16 protein-coding genes are annotated in these 19,284 nt (G+C 61.6%); 7 read left to right on the top strand and 9 right to left on the bottom strand.

The features are described 5' to 3' along the window. Positions 1–183: 183 nt before the first annotated feature. The 3 genes from E5J99_RS02880 to E5J99_RS02870 all read right to left on the bottom strand — a co-directional run bounded on the left by E5J99_RS02880 (position 184) and on the right by E5J99_RS02870 (position 4,832). Positions 184–1,218: a 5-methylcytosine restriction system specificity protein McrC gene (locus tag E5J99_RS02880; protein ID WP_135496209.1), complete on the bottom strand. Its 1,035-nt coding sequence runs from the start codon at positions 1,216–1,218 to the stop codon at positions 184–186. 12 nt (positions 1,219–1,230) lie between these two features. Further along, positions 1,231–2,550 carry an AAA family ATPase gene (locus E5J99_RS21120; protein WP_167851951.1) on the bottom strand — a complete coding sequence of 440 codons (1,320 nt, stop codon included), beginning with the start codon at positions 2,548–2,550 and terminating at the stop codon, positions 1,231–1,233. A gap of 188 nt (positions 2,551–2,738) precedes the next feature. Further along, positions 2,739–4,832 (bottom strand): sigma 54-interacting transcriptional regulator, encoded by a 2,094-nt coding sequence (locus E5J99_RS02870; protein ID WP_135496208.1) that lies wholly within the window; start codon positions 4,830–4,832, stop codon positions 2,739–2,741. A 213-nt stretch (positions 4,833–5,045) separates the two neighbouring features. On the opposite strand from E5J99_RS02870, the gene E5J99_RS02865 reads away from it, so the two are divergent. The 5 genes from E5J99_RS02865 (at position 5,046) to E5J99_RS02845 (ending at position 10,781) form a co-directional block, all read left to right on the top strand. Further along, on the top strand, positions 5,046–6,371 hold the full coding sequence (locus E5J99_RS02865; RefSeq protein WP_135496207.1) for a TolC family protein: 1,326 nt from the start codon (positions 5,046–5,048) through the stop codon (positions 6,369–6,371). A gap of 76 nt (positions 6,372–6,447) precedes the next feature. Then, a complete protein-coding gene (locus E5J99_RS02860; protein ID WP_135496206.1) occupies positions 6,448–6,879 on the top strand; it encodes a universal stress protein in 432 nt (143 codons plus the stop codon). Positions 6,880–6,953: 74 nt separating this feature from the next. Then, the gene (locus E5J99_RS02855; protein WP_135496205.1) at positions 6,954–8,048 is read left to right on the top strand and encodes an HlyD family secretion protein; all 1,095 of its coding nucleotides are present in this window, start codon (positions 6,954–6,956) and stop codon (positions 8,046–8,048) included. 60 nt (positions 8,049–8,108) lie between these two features. Beyond that, complete coding sequence (locus tag E5J99_RS02850) at positions 8,109–9,680, top strand: DHA2 family efflux MFS transporter permease subunit (RefSeq protein ID WP_135496204.1); 1,572 nt, start codon at positions 8,109–8,111, stop codon at positions 9,678–9,680. Between the two features lie 300 nt (positions 9,681–9,980). Further along, on the top strand, positions 9,981–10,781 hold the full coding sequence (locus E5J99_RS02845) for a bacteriorhodopsin (RefSeq protein WP_135496203.1): 801 nt from the start codon (positions 9,981–9,983) through the stop codon (positions 10,779–10,781). Between the two features lie 27 nt (positions 10,782–10,808). On the opposite strand, the gene E5J99_RS02840 is transcribed toward E5J99_RS02845, so the two are convergent. From E5J99_RS02840 to E5J99_RS02825, 4 genes are all read right to left on the bottom strand, one after another. Further along, complete coding sequence (locus E5J99_RS02840; protein ID WP_135496202.1) at positions 10,809–11,513, bottom strand: hypothetical protein; 705 nt, start codon at positions 11,511–11,513, stop codon at positions 10,809–10,811. A 303-nt stretch (positions 11,514–11,816) separates the two neighbouring features. Further along, a complete protein-coding gene (locus E5J99_RS02835) occupies positions 11,817–12,851 on the bottom strand; it encodes a hypothetical protein (RefSeq protein ID WP_135496201.1) in 1,035 nt (344 codons plus the stop codon). Positions 12,852–12,970: 119 nt separating this feature from the next. Then, positions 12,971–13,720 carry a hypothetical protein gene (locus E5J99_RS02830; RefSeq protein WP_135496200.1) on the bottom strand — a complete coding sequence of 250 codons (750 nt, stop codon included), beginning with the start codon at positions 13,718–13,720 and terminating at the stop codon, positions 12,971–12,973. A gap of 20 nt (positions 13,721–13,740) precedes the next feature. Continuing rightward, positions 13,741–14,598 carry a hypothetical protein gene (locus tag E5J99_RS02825; protein WP_135496199.1) on the bottom strand — a complete coding sequence of 286 codons (858 nt, stop codon included), beginning with the start codon at positions 14,596–14,598 and terminating at the stop codon, positions 13,741–13,743. 371 nt (positions 14,599–14,969) lie between these two features. On the opposite strand from E5J99_RS02825, the gene E5J99_RS21755 reads away from it, so the two are divergent. Further along, positions 14,970–15,488: a hypothetical protein gene (locus E5J99_RS21755; RefSeq protein WP_245318676.1), complete on the top strand. Its 519-nt coding sequence runs from the start codon at positions 14,970–14,972 to the stop codon at positions 15,486–15,488. After that, the gene (locus E5J99_RS02820; protein ID WP_245318680.1) at positions 15,388–16,185 is read left to right on the top strand and encodes an alpha/beta hydrolase family protein; all 798 of its coding nucleotides are present in this window, start codon (positions 15,388–15,390) and stop codon (positions 16,183–16,185) included. The genes E5J99_RS21755 and E5J99_RS02820 overlap by 101 nt, the downstream gene beginning before the upstream one ends. A 167-nt stretch (positions 16,186–16,352) precedes the next feature. Here E5J99_RS02820 and E5J99_RS02815 read toward each other — a convergent pair whose 3' ends face one another. Both E5J99_RS02815 and E5J99_RS02810 read right to left on the bottom strand, forming a co-directional pair. Next, positions 16,353–16,745: a hypothetical protein gene (locus E5J99_RS02815; RefSeq protein WP_135496197.1), complete on the bottom strand. Its 393-nt coding sequence runs from the start codon at positions 16,743–16,745 to the stop codon at positions 16,353–16,355. Positions 16,746–16,776: 31 nt separating this feature from the next. Beyond that, a complete protein-coding gene (locus E5J99_RS02810) occupies positions 16,777–19,215 on the bottom strand; it encodes a penicillin acylase family protein (protein WP_135496196.1) in 2,439 nt (812 codons plus the stop codon). Positions 19,216–19,284: the final 69 nt, after the last annotated feature.

Genomic DNA, 19,284 nt, shown 5'->3' with positions numbered 1-19,284 from the left:
TAGATCTTTTAAATAGGAGGAGTGGAGAGCAGTTTAAGCAGAAAAGCGGGAAAACCCAATCTCACAGACACAACCTTCGCTACAAGGGCTGCAAGCAGGACAAGTACACCGGAGAGAAATGGCGCGTCGGCGCGGGGATGATGCCTTGCGCGCGACCCCAGCATAGCCACCTGGCGACTTCTGCTAGTAATGAATCAGGGCCAACAAATCGGCGGCTATGCCGGGCCAGGGCTGGTTCAGATCGAGGGTGACTACGCGCACCGGGTGGCCACCCAGCGTGTAGCGCACCGCCAGCTCGTGCTGCGCCGCCGGATACAGCAGAATGCCTTCCAGCTGTTGCTGCGGCGCGCGGGGCTGGTTTTGCAGGTAGGCATACAGCTGGTAGAGGTGGGGCGAAATCAACCGCTGCTGGTCGTAGCGTGGGCGCAGGGCGGCCGTATAGTATTTGGTGTCGAGAATAATTTTGCGGTCGGGGGCTTCCAGCGTGGTGTCGGTTATCATCACGGGCAGTAGCGCTAAGTCGGCGGAGTGCTCGGCGGCGGCCTGCCAGGCAATGGTTTCGGACAGCACCCGAAACCGCCGCTGCTCGTGGCGGTAGAAGTTGCGCACGAAGGCTTCAAACAGCTGGGCCATCAGCCGCTCGTCGCGCCGAAAGTCGCGGAACCGGGCCCGGCCGGCCGCGTCGGGCGTGGGCAGGGCACTGTGCTGAATCAGGCTGCAGATATTAAGTAAAAAACCCTCCAGCCCCTGGGGGCGGAGTCGCCACAGGTGCCGAAGCGTGTGCGCGGTGCAGGCCCTGGCAACTACCTGCGCGGGGAAGCGCCGCCGCACCGCCCGCACCTGCTGCCGAAGCGGTGCCGACACCTGACGGGTGCGGCTGAGCTGCTCTAACGTGCCGAGAAGCAACCCGTTAAACGGTGTGTCAGCCACCAGCTCATCGTAGGCGCACACGGCCCGGCCGCGCCGCAGTAGGTCGCGGCTGAGGCTGGGGGCCAGCAGCAGGCGGCCCCGCAGCTCGGGCAGCTCTGCTTCCTGCTCTCTATACTGTAGGCCCAGGCCCTGCCGCAGCAGTCGGCGGGTGCCGGTGAGCAGCACCTGCGTAAGGAGCTCCAGCGGCCGGTGAAACGGCGCTGCTTCTACCGCCAACAGCTCCTCGCGCTCCGGCAGCCGGTTCCAGGCGTAGCATAGCAGGTAGTACAGGTTCTGAATCGGAATCATACCAGCGCGGGGTCAGGAACCGAGCAGCTTCCGGCGGTGGGCGGCCGCTTTGGCGGGCTGGTCGAGCCAGTACTCCTCCAGCAGCGGTACTATTTCCTGCTCCAGAATAGCCGCCAGCCAAGCCGCTGATTCCGCCGGGTTGGGTGGCGGCTGGCAGAAATAGCTGTGCCCAAGCTGGAAATCCGGCCCCAGCTCCGGGTCGTCGGCTATGGCCTGGTTGAGTTCGGTGAGGCGGCCGACAAGGCGGCTGATAACCGGTGTGGGCACCGCGTGGGCCGCTAGCAGCTGTTGCAGCGGCAGGCCAAATTCCGGTGTCATCCGGATGAAGGCAAAGCGGCGGCGCAAAGCATAGTCCAGCGGTGCCAGTGACCGGTCGGCGGTGTTCATGGTGCCGATAACGAAGAGGTTTTCGGGCACGAAGAACCGGGGCGCGTCGGCCGGGGCGTAGGGCAGGCGCACGGCGTGGCCCGGCCCGCGCTTATCGGTTTCCAGGAGCAGCAGCAATTCCCCGAAAATCCGGCTCACATTGCCCCGATTGATTTCGTCGATGAGCAGGAAATAAGGTTTATCCGGCTCGGCGGCAGCTTTCTGGCAGATGTCGAGCAGCACCCCGGCCGTGAGGCGAAATACGCCCTGGGCATCGGGCCGGAAACCCTGAATAAAGTCCTCGTAACTGTAGCTGGGGTGAAACTGCACCAGCTCAATTCGGGCTGCATCGGTGCTGCCCAGGCCCAGCCAGGCCAGCCGCCGGGCCAGAAACGTTTTGCCGGTACCCGGCGGACCCTGCACAATCAGGTTGTGCCGCCGCTGCAGAGCCGCTTCCGCCTGGGCCAAGCTTTCAGCCGATAAAAACAACTCCCGCAGCGCCGTGGCGCGGTCGTAGGGAACAGGTGGGGGAAGCGTATAGGCCAACAGAGGCTCGGCGGCGAGGGCAGTAACAGCTTCCCGCGCTTTGCCCGGCGCAGTTGCCGTAGTTGCCGATGCGGGGCCGGTGTACAGCTCCCGCATGGCATCCTGGGCGGCCACGTCGCCGTCGTGGGGCGAGTTGGCCAGCGTGGGCCGCTTGGTGGCGACGGTAAAATCGAGGCGTTCGAGCAGCGTGTTGGTGGGCGTGCCAGCCAGCAGCGGCAGTGTCGCAGCGGGCTGCCCGCTGGCCAGGCGAAAAGCCAGCTGCAACACCGGCCGGGGTGGGTAGCGCCGACCCTTGTACACCAAATCATAGACCGTGCTGGGCGGCAGCGGCTGGTCGTCCCGATCGATCTGGCGCAGGGCGCGCACTACATGGTCGCGGGTGAGCTGAGCAGGTGTAAACGGAGCAGTGGAGTCGGGCATTGGGGGAAAAGTACGGGCAAAACGCCAAAAAGCCACGCGGCGTTCGGCTGCGGCCAGCGGCACGCCGCTGGCTCGGGGCCTTGTCACTCGTAAGGGCGGGTGCGTGTGATTTTACATTCTGGTGTCCTGTCTGATCTGGCGGCTGCCCGTTGGAGCACATATACATCGCACTACGCCACAGGCTACACCTACACCGGCACTACCTGGTGCTCGCGCCGGATACCGAGCTTTTTCATGCGGGCTTCCAGCGTTTTGGCGTTAATATCCAGAATAGCGGCCGCGCCGTTGGGGCCGCTCACGCGCCCGGCCGTGTGTTTGAGCGCCGCCATAATATGGTCGCGCTCCTGGTCACGGAGCGTTTTCAGGGGCTCATCCTGCTGCTCCGAAAACGAGCGGGCGGCAACCACCTGCGCCGCCGAAAAGCCCGCGAATTCCAGAAACGGCCCTTGGCTTACGATGACGGACTGCTCCAGCACGTGCTCCAGCTGGCGCACGTTGCCGGGCCAGCCGTATTGCTGCAACGCCCGCAAGTCGCGGGCCCGCAGGCCGCGCACGGGCTTGCCCATCTGCTTGGTGAAGCGCTCCAGAAAATGCCGCATCAAGGGCTCGACGTCTTCGGGCCGCTCGCGCAGGGCGGGCAGCCGAACAGGAAACACGTTGAGGCGGTAGTACAGGTCGGCGCGGAAGCGGCCGGCGGCTACTTCCTCCTCCAGCACCCGGTTGGTGGCGGCAATAACGCGCACATCGGCCCTGATAACGCGGCGCCCGCCGATGCGCTCAAATTCTTTTTCCTGCAATACCCGCAGCAGTTTGGCCTGCAAGTCGAGCGGCAGCTCCCCGACTTCATCCAGGAAAATAGTGCCGCCGTCGGCCAGCTCAAACTTGCCCATGCGCCGGTCGTGAGCACCCGTAAACGCGCCTTTTTCGTGGCCAAACAGCTCACTTTCGATCAGCTGGGCGGGCAATGCGGCGCAGTTCAGCTTAATCAAGGCGCGTTCTTTTCGGGGCGACAGGTTGTGCAGCGCCCGCGCCACCAGCTCCTTGCCCGTGCCGGTTTCGCCGGTGATGAGCACCGTGGAATCGGTGGGAGCTACCTGCGCAATGCGGGTCTGGACCTGCTGCATACTGGTGCTCGGGCCCACGAAGTCTTCGAACTTGGCGGTGGTATTTATTTCGTCGATGAGGTAGGTTTTCTCCCGCTCCAGCTGAGCCCGGAGCGCCTCTATCTGCTCGAAAGCCGCCAGGTTCTGCATGGCCAGCGTGATTTGGGGAGCCAGGCTGGTTATCAGCGTCAGGTCGTCGGGGGTGAAGGCATCGGGGCGGCGGCTGGCCAGAATCAGGGCGGCGGCATGGTCGCCTTCGGTCCAGAGCGGCACGCCCAGCATGGCGCGGGTGCCGTTTTTTTCCATGGTGTAGCGCAGCATGCGGTAGCGGCGGGCCGCCACTTCATAGTCGGGGCCGGTGAAGAGCAGTGGCTGGGTGAAGAGCCCAAACGTTTCGGCCTGCAGCTGCTCCCGGTTGGGAATCCCGTCCCAACGGGTTTCCTCCAGCTGCAAAAAGCGGCCATCGGGCTGCCTGGAAAACTCGGCGAAGCCCTGGGTGCCCGACTCGCGCTGTCGGATGCGGACGCCGAAGTAGTCGATGGGCACGATGCGGTCAATTTCCTCGGCCACGGTCAGGAACAGGGCCGCGCGGTCTTTGCGGCTCAGTAGGGCGTTGTTGACGGCGAGCTGGAGGGATTTTTCCCGCTCGCGCCGGGCCACATCCTCAAAGGCCAGCGTGTTGCTGACGGCTACCGCAATCAGGCTCCCGATTTTTTCCAGCAGCGAAACATCGGCGGGCGTGAAGTCGGGCCGCTGCCGCGCGGCCATCGACAGCAAGCCAATGAGCTGCCCACCGGTGCGCAGCGGGACGATGGTGACGTAGTAGACGCCGCGCTGCTGGAGCAAGAGAAATGGCATGAACTCCGGGTAATCCTGCGTCAGCTCCCGGATATCGAACTGCTGTACGTGCGGCTCCCGCAGGAAAAGCTCCGCCGGCGAATCGGCTACCAGCGTCGCTACCGGTACCTGGGAAGCCGGGTAAGGAACCTCGCCCAGGTAGTCGCGCATAAACAGGCGCTTGTACTGGTGGGCGCTGTCGAGCGTGACCACGGCTATCATATCGAAGGGGAAGATGAGCCGGAGCTTTTCCGTGACGATCTGAAACAGCTTTTCCTTGCTGCGCGTGGTGGCAATGGCCTCGTTGAGATACAGCAGCAGCGAGTCGTCCTGGTTGAGCATGTGGGTATTATTCCTGATATGTGAGGAATGTATTATAGGATATCCTGATATGTAAGGAAAACCGCGAAGTGGTAAAATCGATTATTACATCTTTTTTAAAAGTTAAAAGGGGGTTTTAGTGCTGTAAAGGCTGTTTTTGCGCAACACCAACGTTGCATTACTCGCTTGGCACACGGTTGGGTAGCGGGGACGCACCAACAAGTTGTATCTCTGATGCTTTCCCGACCACTGTTCGCCGCTCCAGTCCTGGCTTTAGGGCTTCTGTTTGGAGCCGGCGCGGCCCACGCCCAAAGCCTGGTACTAGCCGATTCTCTGTCCCTGGACGGCACCATTCGCTCGGTGCTCGATGCCAATCCGGCCATTACGACGCTCGAAGAAGAAGTAAACGCTGCTACGAGTAGGGTAACGCAGAGCCGGGGCGGCTTTTTGCCCCAGATAACGGGCACGGCTACTTACACCCGCATCGACCCGGTGGTGAAGCTGCAGCTGGCCCCCGACGCACCCGAATTTCAGCTGGCGCCCAACAACAACTACGACGCCCACATTACGGTGCAGTACGGCCTGCTCGACTTCGGTAAGAAGGAGGCGACCTATAACCTGGCCGAAAGTCGCCGCCTGACGGCCCTCGACAACATCACCGTGACGCGGCGGGACCTGGCATATTCGGCCGCTCAAGTCTACTATAACATTCTGTTCGTGCGGGAAAGCATCAAGGTGCAGGACGCGCAGATTGCTTCCCTCAAGCAGCACCAGCGCGAAATGGAAAAGCGGGTAGAAGGCGGCGTAAGCACCCGCTTCGACGTGACGACTACCCTGGTGCGCATTACCCAGGCCCAGAATACGCGCATCGATCTGGAAAACCAGCTGCAAAACCAGCAGGTGCAGCTGGCCCGCCTGCTACACAAGCCCGAGTACGCGGCGGTGCCGGTGCGCGGCGCTTTCCGCTACGCGCCGCAGCCGCTCGATGTGAGTGCCGCCGTGGCGCAGGCCGTCGAAAACCGGCCCGAAGTGAAGCTGGCCCGCGACGCCGAACAAACCGCCAACCTAAGCCTGAAGCTCATTGAGCGCAGCAACATGCCGCTGTTGGGCGTAGGCGGACAAGTAGGCGCTAAAAACGGCTACCTGCCCAATCTGGGCAAGATTCGGCCAAACACGGTGGGCGTGGTGCAGCTGTCGGTGCCTATTTATGACGGCAACAAAAACAAGAACCAGCGCACCGAGGCCCTGGCCACCATTCGCGGAGCCCAGTCGCGCATTCAGGATACGCAGGAGCAAATCAGGGCCGATGTGCGGCAGGCGGCCAACAACCTGCAGTCGAGCACGGCGCGCTACGAAAACGCCCAGCTTCAGATTGCCCAGGCTACCGATGCCCTGACGCGCGCCAAAGCCCGCTACCGCTACGATGTAGGCACCAACCTCGACGTGCTGGACGCCGAAACCTCCCTGGCCCAGGCCCGCCTGGCCCGCTTGCAGGCCATTTATAACTACACCCTCGGCCAATACCAGCTCAAGCGCGCCACCGGCGAGCAAATCTGGTAGCGGAAAGGGCAGCAGCAGCCTACTGCCCGTCGCGCTACCAGTACGTCAGCATTCACCAGCTCATACCTTTTTCCGCATGACTCTCTCGCTCATTTTTTGCCCGGTTGACTTCTCGGCGGCCACGGTGGCGGTGGTGGCCTATGCCGCAGTGCTGGCGGCTGGCGCAAAGGCAGAATTGCGCCTGGTGCACGTGCTGACGCCGCAGCCGGCGCGGCGTGCCGACCACGCCGAGCTGGCCGCCACCGCGCAGCTGGCCCCGCACCGGGTAGCGGCCGAGCAAGCCGGAGCCCGCGTAACAACCAGCGTGCTGCGGGGCGACACCGCCGCCGAAATCGTGGCTGCTGCCCGCCGCCAGGCCGCCGACCTCATCGTAATAGGCGCCCACGGCCAAACGGGTCTGAGCCGCTTTCTGATGGGCGGCACCGCCGAGGCCGTAGTCCGGACCGCGCCGTGCGCCACGCTGCTCGTCACCGCCCACAGCACAGACCTGAACCAGAAGTCGGCTTAAGAAAAAAACTCCCGGCAGAGTGCTTGCCGCCCTGCCTTACGACCACAACGAACAACTACTCCCCGATACTTTCCATGGCAACTCCTGTTCAACCCGACCAAGCCAGTACGCCCTACCAGGCTTCGCCCGAAGCCGAAGTGCCGGCCGGCCGCTCAAAACGGCCCATCATTTTCATTATTCTGGCCTTGGTGCTGCTGGCCGGCAGCTACTATGGCTGGCAGCGCTATCAGTTTGGCCTGGCCCACGAAGACACCGACGACGCACAGGTAGAAGGCGACGTGTATCCGGTATTGCCGCGCGTGGGCGGCCCGGTGCTGGAGGTGAAGGTGCAGGAAAATCAGCTGGTGAAAAAAGGCGACGTGCTAGCCACCCTTGACCCAGCCGACTACCAGCAGCGCGTGAATGCGGCCGAAGCCGCCCTGGCGGCCGCGCAGGCCAATGTGGTGGCGGCCCGCGCGGGCGTGGGCACGGCCTCGGCCACCGTCAGCACCGCCCAGTCGTCGATTGGGGTGAGTGATGCCAGCCGCTCCAAGCTGGAGAAGGACCTCAAGCGCAGCGCCTTTCTGCGCAAGGAGGATATCATTCCGCAGAGCGAGTACGACGCGGTGCAGGCCAACCTCAACTCGACCAGTGCCCAGCGCGCCACGGCCCAGCAGCAGGTGCAGGTGGCGCGCCAGCAAGTAGTGGCCGCCCAGCAGCAGGTGGCAGTGGCCCAGGCCGTGGTGAAGCAGCGCCAAGCCGACCTCGACAACGCCCGGCTGCAGCTCAGCTACACCACGCTGGTAGCCCCCGGCACTGGCGTTGTGAGCCGGAAAAATGTGCAGCCCGGCCAGGTAGTGGCCCCCGGCCAGCAGCTGATGGCGCTGGTGGCCTCGGAGCAAACCTGGATTGTGGCCAACTTCAAGGAAACCCAGCTGGCGAAGATGAAAGTGGGCCAGCCCGTAACCATTGAGGTAGATGCCTATCCAAACGTGGAGTTTCAGGGCAAAATCGAGTCGATGTCGGCCGCTACCGGGGCGCGCTTCGCCCTGCTGCCGCCCGACAATGCTTCCGGCAACTTCGTGAAGGTGACGCAGCGCGTGCCCGTGAAAATCGTGCTCGACAACATGGACCCTCAGCACCCGCTGCGCGCCGGTATGAGCGTGGCGGCCACGGTGAAGGTGCAGTAATCGACTTACGGCAAGGAAGCACAACATCCTTCCCACTTCATCCTTTTACCACCTCACCGCATGGAAACCGGATTTACCAAGTGGATCATCGTTATAACGGTGGTGCTCTGCTGCTTGCTGGAGCTCATTGATACCAGCATCGTAAACGTGGCCCTGACCCAGATGATGGGCAACCTTTCGGCCACGCAGCAGGAAGTAAGCTGGGTTATTGCCTCCTATGGCATTGCCAACGTCATCGTGATTCCGATGACGGGCTTTCTGGCCGAGCAGTTTGGCCGCCGCAACTACTACTTCGTGTCAGTCATCATTTTTACGCTGGCCTCGATGGCGTGCGGCCAAAGCACCAATATCTGGGAGCTGGTGGCTTTTCGCTTCATTCAGGGCATTGGCGGCGGGGCTCTCATGGCTACCTCGCAGGCTATTCTGATTGATACTTTTCCACCCAAGCAGCTGGCATTGGGGCAGGCCTTGTTCGGCATGGGCGTCATTATCGGCCCCACCATTGGGCCTACGTTGGGCGGCTACATCGTGGATAACTACACCTGGCCCTGGATTTTCTACGTGAACGTGCCCGTGGGCATCCTGGCGGCCATCTTCACCATGCTGTTTATTCGCGACCCGGAACGCATCAAAAACGCCATTCCCCGGCCATTGCGCCAAATCGACTGGGCGGGCATCGTGCTGCTGATTGCGGGCGTGGGTGCCCTGCAGCTGGTGCTGGAGCAGGGCGAAAGCGAGGATTGGTTCGAAAGCGCCTATATCCTGAGCTTCAGCGCGCTGGCTGTGGTGGGCGTAGTGGGCTTCATCTGGCGCGAGCTGACGGCCGACCAGCCGATCGTGGATTTGCGGGTGCTCACCAAAAGCCGCAACCTGTCGATTGGGGCATTTCTGTCGTTTGTTCTGGGCTTCGGGCTGTTTGCATCGGTGTTTGTCTTCCCAATTTTCTGCCAGCGTATTCTGGGTTTCACGGCGGCCCAAACCGGCTACCTCCTGCTGCCCGGCGCCTTGCTGTCGGGCTTCATGATGCCCGTCATCGGCAAGGCCATTCAGGGCGGGGTGCCGCAGAAATATATGCTGCCCGCCGGCTTTGCCATCTTCTTTTTCTTCTCCTACTGGATGAGCACCCGCATTTCGCCGCTGGCGGGCGAGAGCGACTTCTTCTGGCCTCTCATGCTGCGCGGCCTGGGGCTGAGTTTGCTGTTTTTGCCCATCACCACCATGTCGCTCTCCGGCCTCAGCGGCAAAGACGCCGGGCAGGCGGCGGGCCTCACCGGCATGATCCGGCAGCTCGGGGGCTCGTTCGGCGTGGCGCTGGTCGGGACCTACATCGAGCGCTCGTCGTACCAGAACCGCACGGCGCTGCTGCCCAATATCTCGCTCTACGACCCCGAAACGCAACAGCGTCTGCAAGGGCTCACCAACAGTTTTCTGGCCCGGGGCGCAAGCCTGGTGCAGGCCCAGCAGCAAGCCTACGCGGCTCTGGAAGGAGCTTTGCTGCGCCAAACGGCCCTCATCACCTACTCCCAGACGTTCCTGCTGATCGGCGTGTTCTTTCTGCTCTGCCTGCCCCTGATTTTGCTGATCAAGCGGGCCCGGCCCGGGGCCAAAGTCGATTTGAACGCGGCGCACTAGCTGTTTCTTACCCACCGGTGAAGCCGGGCTCCTGCACCGGAGCCCGGCTTTTTTGTGCCGTATTAATCCCCAGCCGGACCAGGTACGTATGGTTAATTCCTGGGCTTGTGTGGTGCATGCACAAGCGCGCAATGGGGTGCTCTGGCGGGCCGGGACCCAAGGCTATTCTTAGGCTCCTGCTAGGCCCGACTTATTTGGAAAGCGCGCAAACATCTACCGGCTCAGATAGTATGTGGAAACGGGGCTCCGCTTAGTTGACTGCCATCAGGCTGATGCTTACCCCAGCCACCGATTCTGCCTATGTTGCCACTCCTACTATCGATATCTACTGCCGCGCCCGTCCTTACTCGCCCTTACTATTACGTGGCCGATAACGACCTGATTGGGGTGACGTTCTTCTTCAGCATGTTTGCCATGCTGGGCGCGTCGCTGTTCTTTCTGGTGGAGCGCGGCAACGTGCCCCGGCGCTGGCGACTCACCATGACGCTTGCCAGCCTGGTATGTCTGATTGCGGGTGGCAGCTACTATTTTATGCTCGGTATGTATCTGAACCTGGGCCTGTCGCCGACGCGGTTTCGCTACATCGACTGGGTGTTCACGGTGCCGCTGATGTGCAGCCAGTTCTACCTGCTGCTGCGGCCTTTGGGGGCACCGGTGAGCTCGTTGTGGCGGCTGTTGCTGGCGGCCATCTGGATGATTGGCTTCGGGTTCGTGGGCGAGACGTCGCCCGGCTACTGGTCTATTCTATGGGGCAGTATTGCGCTGCTGGGCTATATGGTCATTCTCCACGAAATCTGGTTTGGCCCGCTGGCCCGCCTCGTCGATGCCTGCCCCGATGAAGAAGTGGTGCAAGCCTTCAGCTACCTGAGCTATTTTATCCTCATTGGCTGGGTCATTTATCCCCTGGGCTACGTGACCATTCCCATGAATCTGTTTGAGCGCCTGCACCTGAACCATGACCTGGTTTACAACTTCGGCGATGTGCTGAACAAAGTCGGTTTCGGTCTCGTGATTTATACCATGGCCCGCAAATGGGGCCGCAAAAGAAAGCAGCGCCGCCAGCAGCAGCAGCGGCTTTTTGGGCGAAACATAGCAGGCTGACGTACGCCTGAGGCGCTGTCGGCGCGATTAAAAGGCCCAGCCCACATTCAGGCCCGACGAAACCTTAAGGGCCGTGCCCTTGGGCATGGTATCAACCAGTTTGCCCTGGGTATCAAAAATCCGGATGCTTCGGTCGCGGTAGCCCAGGCCGGTGAATACGTCGACCACGAAGTGCTTGCCCCAGATATCCTGGAAGCCGAACAGCAGGTTATAATTGCTGTTGGTCATCTTGATGGCCGCCGCTACCTCAAATGCCTTCAGCCGAATGTCGTAGTCGGCTTTGGCGTAGGAGAAGTGCGGCGACAGATACAGACCCTCCGGCGCGGCCTTCTTGCTCAGATAGTGTTTGTACTGGAACTGGTAACGGTAGCCGCTGGTGTTGATTTTGGTATCGGTGTACACGACCGTGGGGTAGCCGGCGGCCGTGAAGGCCGTGCTGATGGCCGCGCTCAACGCCACGCTCCCCACGAAATTGAACGGTTTGTTGGTGCCCAGATGCGAATAGGCCACCGCCACGCTGCTGTGCGGCCCGATTACCCGTTCGAAGCCCAGCCGCGACTCCACCGAAAACGGCAGCTGCCCATGAATAAAACCCAGTGGCGCGAGTTTGATGATATTTTTCGGTGCGCGGCCCGGGGCTACCGGGTCGGTGGCTTGGCCCAGGCCGCGCAGCGCCAGCAGAACCAGAAAAGTGAAACAGATAAATCGGGTAGTGGTAGAGGGGCGAATCATGTAGAAAACAGTAAGGGTAGCTAGCAAAGGTAAAAATTGGCCGCAAATACAATCGGGACTTCGGAAGAATATTCGGACTGGAAAAATACAGGTGGAGCTGTTTAGAAAGTCAAAAGAACGTCATGCTGAACGAAGTCGAAGCATCTCTACCGCTTCGTAGGTGCCGTTCCAAGAAGCGGTAGAGATGCTTCGACTTCGCTCAGCACGACATGCTGGTTACGGTTGGCGACTTTCTAAACAGCTTCGGTAAAAAAAAAGGCCGCTGGAGTATCCAGCGGCCTTTTTTGTATGTTGCCTCAACGGCTACTGGTACTGTATGTACAGCGGCGACGGGGTGAGAGCAATGACCTCCTGGGGCGTCATGATGTGGTGGGGCTTGGGCCGGGCATCGTACTCGTAGAAGAGCTTAAAGCCGGTGTACTGCACCGGCTCCTTCACGATGTAGTCGTGGTAGGAGTCCTTTTTGAGAGTGGGCTCGCCGTGGCCGTCCATGTGCATCACTATCTGCACCCGGGGGTCGAGCTTGATGTTTTTGTAGTTGGTAATCATCTTCCGCGTGAAGCGGTGCACCGTCAGCACCTTGGGCGGAAGGTTGTTTTCGCTCACGATACGGGCCAGAAAGCTCACGGCGAAGTTCACGTCTTTGGCATCATAGGTACCGATGCGCTGGTTGGGCCGTACACCGGGCATCGTAGCCAGCGAGAACTCGGGGTCGATGCCCAGGTGAATATCGGGCTGCTTGAGGTATTGCTCCAGTTTGGGCAGCTCGGCGGCGAGGGTACTGTGGCCCACCTGCACGTCCAGAAAAAGGATGCACTTGTGCTCCCGGGCCCAGCTGATAACTTCCTCGATGGTGGCCTTGGAGTTCATCAGGCGCCACTTGCCGTCTTTGCCGGGCGTGCCCTGGGCCGTAATCGTCACGTTGTGTAGAGCGGCCTGCACGCCCCGGCTGGGGTCGGCGGCACGCCACTCGGCCAGCACCTTCTCAAACTTGCGGAACATTTGCTCCTTGGGCTCGCGGCCCAGAATGCCCATGCCCTTCGAGCGGATATTGCCATAGAAGGCCACGATGCGCTTGCCCGGCAGAATAGCGCCCGGCAGCTGCCCGCTTTTCTTCATGATGGAATCGGCCAGCAGCGAATCGCGCAGCATCACCTGCTTTTTCAGGGTGGCGCTATCCACTACCACGGGCTGGACGGGCACTTCGGCGGTGGCTTTGGTGTCGGCAGTTTCACCGTCGGAGCGGGTGCCGCAACCGGGCAGCGTGAGGGCGAAAAACAGGCCCAAAGCTGGCAGCAGCGGGCGCGAAAAGCGGGAGAAACGGGTAAACGAAGACACTGCGGAACGTAGGTGTTAAAGGCAAGAGTGGTCAGCAAGTTACGCCTTTTTGCCACGAACCGCCGCCCCGATGGCCCGATATTGTTGGTGGCCCCGACCGGGCGGCTGGCCCGTTTTGCCTACTGTGCGGGCGTTTGCGGGGCTGGCCGGGCCGCCGCCTGGACTTTTTTAGGCCAGCCGAAGCGGTATTGCACGCCCAGGTTGGCGCTGCGGGTGAGGCCCCAGCGGTTGCCGGTGGTTTCCAGGTTGGTGTAGCGCGAGGAGGCGTGCAGGTTGCGGTTCAGGGTGATATCCCAGACCAGGTGCCAGTGCTTGCCAAACCACACCCGCGCCCCCACCCCGGCCGTGGCGTAGAGCTGCGGGGTAGCCCGGCCGCCGTAGCTGGTCGAGCTGATGATCTGACCGTCAATCCGGCTGTCGCTGTAGCCGCTGAAGCGGGCAGCAGCTAGCGTTGCCCCGCTCAACAGATCAAACTGCACCCGCGATAGGGGCCTTCTGGTGAGCGTGTACCGCGTGAGCAGCGGAACAGCCCAAGCACGTGAGGCATAACGATACACCCCGGAGGTTTGCTGGCCGGTGAGCGTAGTTCCTGTACCGGACGGGTCCTCCACAGTTTCCTCATGGCTGTAGCCGTAACCCACTTGCAGCAGAAAACGCGGCGTAAACTGCACTCCGGCTGTCACCATCCAGGGCTTGATGCTGCGCGTGCTGACGGTAGTAGGATAAAACACGACGTAGCGGTTCTGCGCCGTTTGCACGCCGATGGAAAAGCGCGGGGTGTAGCTGGGCGTACTCGGCTGGGCTTGGCATTCCGGGCCTTGGCCCGGAATGCCTGCGCAAAGCAGCAAGGTGAAAAGAGGGATTTTCATAGCTGAATACGGTTCTCGGTTTAACGGTAGCAGAAATAGATAAAGTCGCCACCTGCCCCGGCGTTTAGGTCCTGTGGATATTTCTCCCAGCCTGAAGGAGGTTGGATAGCAGAACTACTGCCTGATAATATCCCGACCTGCGAAATGTATTTGTAATTTGATACTGCCGGATTTTTCGACTGAAAAGAGTAGATGTACTCTCCACCAGCTCCTGCATTCAGGTCAACCAAGTCCCAATGGGCATACGAGTATTGATTCGGAGCCCAGATATTGTAAAAATGTGTGCTATTGCTAGGGAAGTTGGAAAAACTGCCAAACTTAGCTTCGAAGCTGGTCAGCACATCCGTGGGAGCGGTGTAGGGAAAGTTTTGGTGGTACTCCAGCCCCTTGAGGACGAAGGCAGGGTCGCGGGTGAAACACAGGTAGATGAACGCGCCGCTGGCCCCCCGATTCAGGTCGGCATTGAGCTTAACGTAACCCGTGGGCGCATTATTGGCACTGGTGGAGGAGTTGGCAATGAGCTTGAGGTCGTGTATCTGACCGCTGCCACCCGTGCCCGTGCTTTGGGTGAAGATGGAATACGCAACGGTAGGGCCGGAGCTGGGGCAGCACGGGTCATCGGGCAGCATGGTGTATACTTCGCCCCCGTCCTGGGGCAGCAGGGCCACGTGAAGGCCCCGGCTGGCTTCGCCTTTGGGCCGCCGCTGTGCCTGCTGGCCCCTGGTAACCAGGGTGCCCTTGCGTACATACCGGCCAAGTGGGTCCTGGAGTGCGCCACTTTCTACCTGTTCTATAAAGGTAAGCCAGGCAGCGCGGGCCTGGGCCGGGGTGGGGGCCAGTACGGAGTGGGCCTGCGGCCGGGCTTGTGGCCGGACCATCGGCTCCTCCTCTTCGCTGCAGTATAAAAGCTCAGACTGGCCGCCAGGGCGGCTACGGCAATGCGTAATTGCTTGCTCATACACTATTTTTTATTGGGTTAGGTGATACAACTCTTTGATTCGGCCGGAGCCGAATAAAGCACTGCCAACTGCCGTCCGGAAAGCAGGCAGCAGCAAAAACCACGAAGCGCAATAAGGTGTGTAAGCGGAGCGGAGGTGCCCGGCCAGGAAGCAGCGGGCGGCCAAATCTAGGTCAAAAAAGATTGGCTTGTAGCACAAAGCCGCCGGAAAAGGCCAGCGTATGCCATCCTCGGGAAATTTTTTCGTCGCTCCGCTGTTAGCAGGCAGCACCCCACCTTATTACGCTCCGCGTGACGCACTCGAAATCCAACTTCCGCCTGACCCGCCTCGTGTTTCTGCTGTGGGCCGGCGTCAGCACGGCCTCGGGCCTGAGCTGCACCAAAGATGCCGCCGCCCCACAGCCCGCCACCGAAACGCCGGTGGCGGCCGAAACGCACCTGGTCAGCAGCACGCTCATCGGGGAGTATTCGGCGCTGGCGCTGGCCGGGCGCGTGGCGGGCATTCCGCTGGTCGGGGCGCTGGTCAGGTACCCGATTCGGGCCTACAAGCTGACCTATACCACGCGCGACACCGATGAGCATTGTGGCCTCCGGCGCGCTGCTGGTGCCCGTCACCACGCAGGCGCTGCCGCTGCTGAGCTACCAGCACGGCACCATCCGGCCCGACGACGAGGCCCGGGCGCCTTCCTACTACAGCCAGAGCAGCGAGGTGTGGTCGGCGGTGTCGGTGCTGGCCTCCACGGGCTACCTCGTGTCGGCCCCCGACTACATTGGCTACGGCGCGTCGAAGGCCGTGCCGCATCCGTATGAGCACGCCGCATCGTTGGCTTCGGCTTCACTCGATATGCTGCGCGCCGCGCGCGAATTCGCGGCCAAAGAAAAGCTGGTGCTCAATCAGAAGAACTTCCTGCTGGGCTATTCCGAAGGTGGTTTCGCTACGCTGGCGCTGCACAAGCTACTCGAGGAAAAAGCGGCTACTGAGTTCAGCGTAACGGCTAGCGCGCCGGGTGCGGGGGCTTACCACAAGTCGGCCTTCGCCGATTATATTCTCCAGTCGGATAAGCCGCTGAGCTTTTTGAGTACCTACGTTTGGGTGCTCGACACCTACAACCGCGTGTACGGCATCAACCGGCCTTTGCCTTTCTACTACAACCAGCCCTGGGCAGCCCAGCTACAGGCCAATCCGTTCGGCGAAGTACCGGACCAAGCCAAGGAGCTCTTCACGGCTACGTTCCGCCAGGGTATCCTGAGCAAAACGGACCAGCCGATGACGGCCGCCTTCCGCGCCAACGACATCCACGACTGGCAGCCCAAAGCCCCGCTGGCCCTCTTTCACGGCACCGCCGACGATTATGTGCCCTTCTTCAACTCCGAAGACGCCTATAAGGCTATGCGGGCCCGTGGTGCCACCCAGGTGGAGCTGCGGCCGATTCAGGGCGGCAACCATTTCTCCTCGGCTACGACGTACACCTTGCAGGCCTTTGCCTTTATCTCGCAGTATTACTAGCGTAAAGTCCCGCTGGCTCACGGCAACCAGTAAACTTGCGCGGGTCGTAGGCTGGTAGCGAGTAGCTCGGCACTAGAAGCGTTTCGGCAAACTCGACCTCCCGAAATGCAACAGCGTCACTGCCTAAGTTTGGCAGTGACGCTGTTGCATTTTGTATGGAGTCAGATTTAGCGAAGAAGGACTTTTTCGGTTGTGGTGTCCGTATCGACCACAGCTTCAGCCGGTGTCACCGCCTGCCGGAGCCATGCGCCGGCCAGCGCCGCCAAGCCCCCAACTAAGCCGCCCAGCACAGCGGTGAGCACTACCAACGCCCAGCTATTGCCACCTAGCGGCAGCAGCTGCGCCACGCGGTGGGCCAGCAGGCCGTCGTTTTCCACGTTCCACCAGGCGGCCAGTATCAACCAGCCCAGGCCTACTCCGGCGAAGCCCGCCAGAAAAGCCCAGCCACCGTGCGGCCGGGCCACAAAAGCTGCCGCTAAGCAAACGGGCGTGATACTCCACCACGGGAGAAAAAACTGTGCTATAGCGCTCAGAACAAAGAGTAGCAGAAACAGACGCATCGTATGGAAGGAAATGAGAGGATAAGAACGGCTACTGCTGTTGTAGCGTCCAGGCGGCCGGTACGCGTGGGTTTTTCTCGGTCGCGCTACGCAGAAAAATCAGCTCGTTTAGCTGCCCCTGGCTCCAGGTATCTACCAGGTTTTCGTAGTACGCCGAGCCGGGGTTGCCCGACTGCCCGCCGGGGTACACGCCGTAGGCCTTCACCTGCGGGCCCAGCGCCACCACCATGCGCCACGAGGGTCCGTTGCGCTCCGAAGTAGCATTGACGATGCCCGCGCCGCCGCCCACGTTCAGATCCAGGCGGCCGAAGCCGGGTAGCTGGGCCAGGTGCAAAATGTCGGTGCTTTTCTGGTTGGCCCAGCGCCAGTCGGTGCCCAGCGGGCCAAATTTGCGCGTGAGCGAGTCGGTGGCGAACTGCAACGACTGCCGGGCCAGGGTTTCCAGGGTTTCTTTGGCGGGCGTGCGCCGGTCGTCGATCCAGCGGGAAGTGGGCTCGCGTAAAATCAGGGTGTTGGTTCGGTCCCGGGCGGGGCTGCGCATTTCCAGGCCCGTGGCTTTCTGACCAAAATCATCCTCCCAGAGCCGCTTTACCAGGTCGCCGTACCAGAGCTCAAACAGGCTGGGCCCAATGGCGTCGGCGGTATAGAAGTAGTCCCAGCGGCTGAGCTCGTCGTAGGCACGGCGCGGCGCGGCGGCCAGCTGCTGCGGCTGCACCAGCGCCAGCAGGCGCGGCAGCATCAGCTGGGCGTTCAGGTTCAGGTTGTCGTTTTGCAGCACCCGCAGGCTGTCGGGGGTGGCCTTGGTCATGCGGGCCAGGCGCTCATTGATGCGGTGGCCCCGCTCATAGCTGGCGTAGTTCCAGTTGAGGTAGTAGGGGTAGTCGGGGCCGGTGGAGAACTGGTTGGCCGAGCTAACGAAGCCCCGCGCCGGGTTCTTCACATGCGGGTTCTGGGCCTGCGGAATCCAGCCCTGCCAATCGTAGGCCGGGTCGGTGCCATCGAGAATGAACTTGCCCTGGTTGCGCCATTTCAGCGGAAAGCGGCCATTGGGCCAGATGGCAATATCGTTCTGCTGGCTCGCGAAAATGAAGTTCTGGGCCGGTGAGCCGTACGACGCCAGTGCCGTAGTGTAGTCCTGGTAAGTGTGGGCGCGGTTCAGGTTATAAAACGCCAGCACCTCGTTGGCCGCGTCGTGGGCCGTCCAGCGCATGGCGTGCCGAATGGGCGTCTGGGCTGTGAAAGGCTTTTCGTCCTGGTCGTACACGATGGGGCCGTGGTGGGTGTAGAGCACCGTGTCATAGCGGTCGGGCTGGCCGCGCACCACGAGGCGCTCCACCACGCGGCGCACGGGCTTCCAGCGGCCGTCGTGCCAGTATTCGCGCTGCGTGGCGTCCCTGAATTTGAGCTGATACCAGTCCATCACGTCGGCCGCCACGTTGGTCACGCCCCAGGCCACTTGCTCGTTGAAGCCGATAATAACCAGCGGGGAGCCCGGAATCGTGACGCCGTACACGTTTACGCCGGGCGCCGAAAGCTGCACCTGATACCAGATGCTGGGCAGGTTGAGCTGCAAATGCGGGTCGTTGGCCAGAATGGGGAAGCCCGAAGCCGATTTCCGGCCGTCCACGGCAAAATTGTTGGAGCCCAGCTCCGGGTCAGGCTCCCGCGCGGGTACTTTGTCCGACATGGCGGCCTCAAACGAAGCCGGCGTGGGCGGGGCCGGTAAGGGCCGGAAGTCCAGCGGCGTGCCGATCGGCACAATGGGGTCTTCGCGCTGCGGATAATCCGGAAACAGGTCTTTCACTACCGCCGCGCCGTACTTGCCCAGGGCGTTAGACAGGCGCAGGTCGTCGGAGCGGCCACTGAGGTCGAAAGCCATGTACTTGAGCAGCAGCGAGCATTTCAGCGGCTCCCAGGGCTCGGGGGCGTAGTCGAGCAGCTTGTATTCGAACGGGTAGTCTTTGGGGGCGAGCGACTGAATATAGGCATTGACCCCGGCGGAGTAGGAGGTGAGCACCGTGCGGGTAGTAGGGTTGGCCAGCATGGCCGCCAACGACTTTTCGGCCCCGAACTTCAGGCCCATGCGCCGAAAAAACCGGTCGGTTTCCAGCCGCGCCGGCCCTACTATCTCCGACAGCCGCCCCGCCGCTACGTGGGTCACGAAGTCCATTTGCCAGAGCCGGTCCTGGGCCGTGAGGTAGCCTTGGGCAAAGTACAGGTCGTGGTCGTTCTGGGCGAAGATGTGGGGCACGTGCTTGTCGTCGAAGCGTACCTGCACCGGCTGTTGTAGGCCCGCAATAGTCAGCGTGCGACTGGTCGGGAAAGCGCCCGTAGGCTCGGCATTGCGCCAAAAACCGCGGAAAGGCGTCAGAAACTTGCCAAACGGCGGAATGTCGCCTTGCTTGGTATTCAGCACCCACGTCAGGGTTAGGGTGAGGGCAGTAGCCAGAATGGCCTTGATCCACTTCATGAATGGGGTTGTAGTGGCTGGAGGAAACGAAAATGGCCGTCCGCACTCCCGGATGGCCGGTATAAGTAC

The sequence above is a fragment of the Hymenobacter elongatus genome, from assembly GCF_004745955.1.
GTDB classification, from domain to species: Bacteria; Bacteroidota; Bacteroidia; order Cytophagales; family Hymenobacteraceae; genus Hymenobacter; species Hymenobacter elongatus.
Note: the sequence above shows the minus strand (reverse complement) of the source record. Positions and strands in the feature narration are given on the sequence as shown.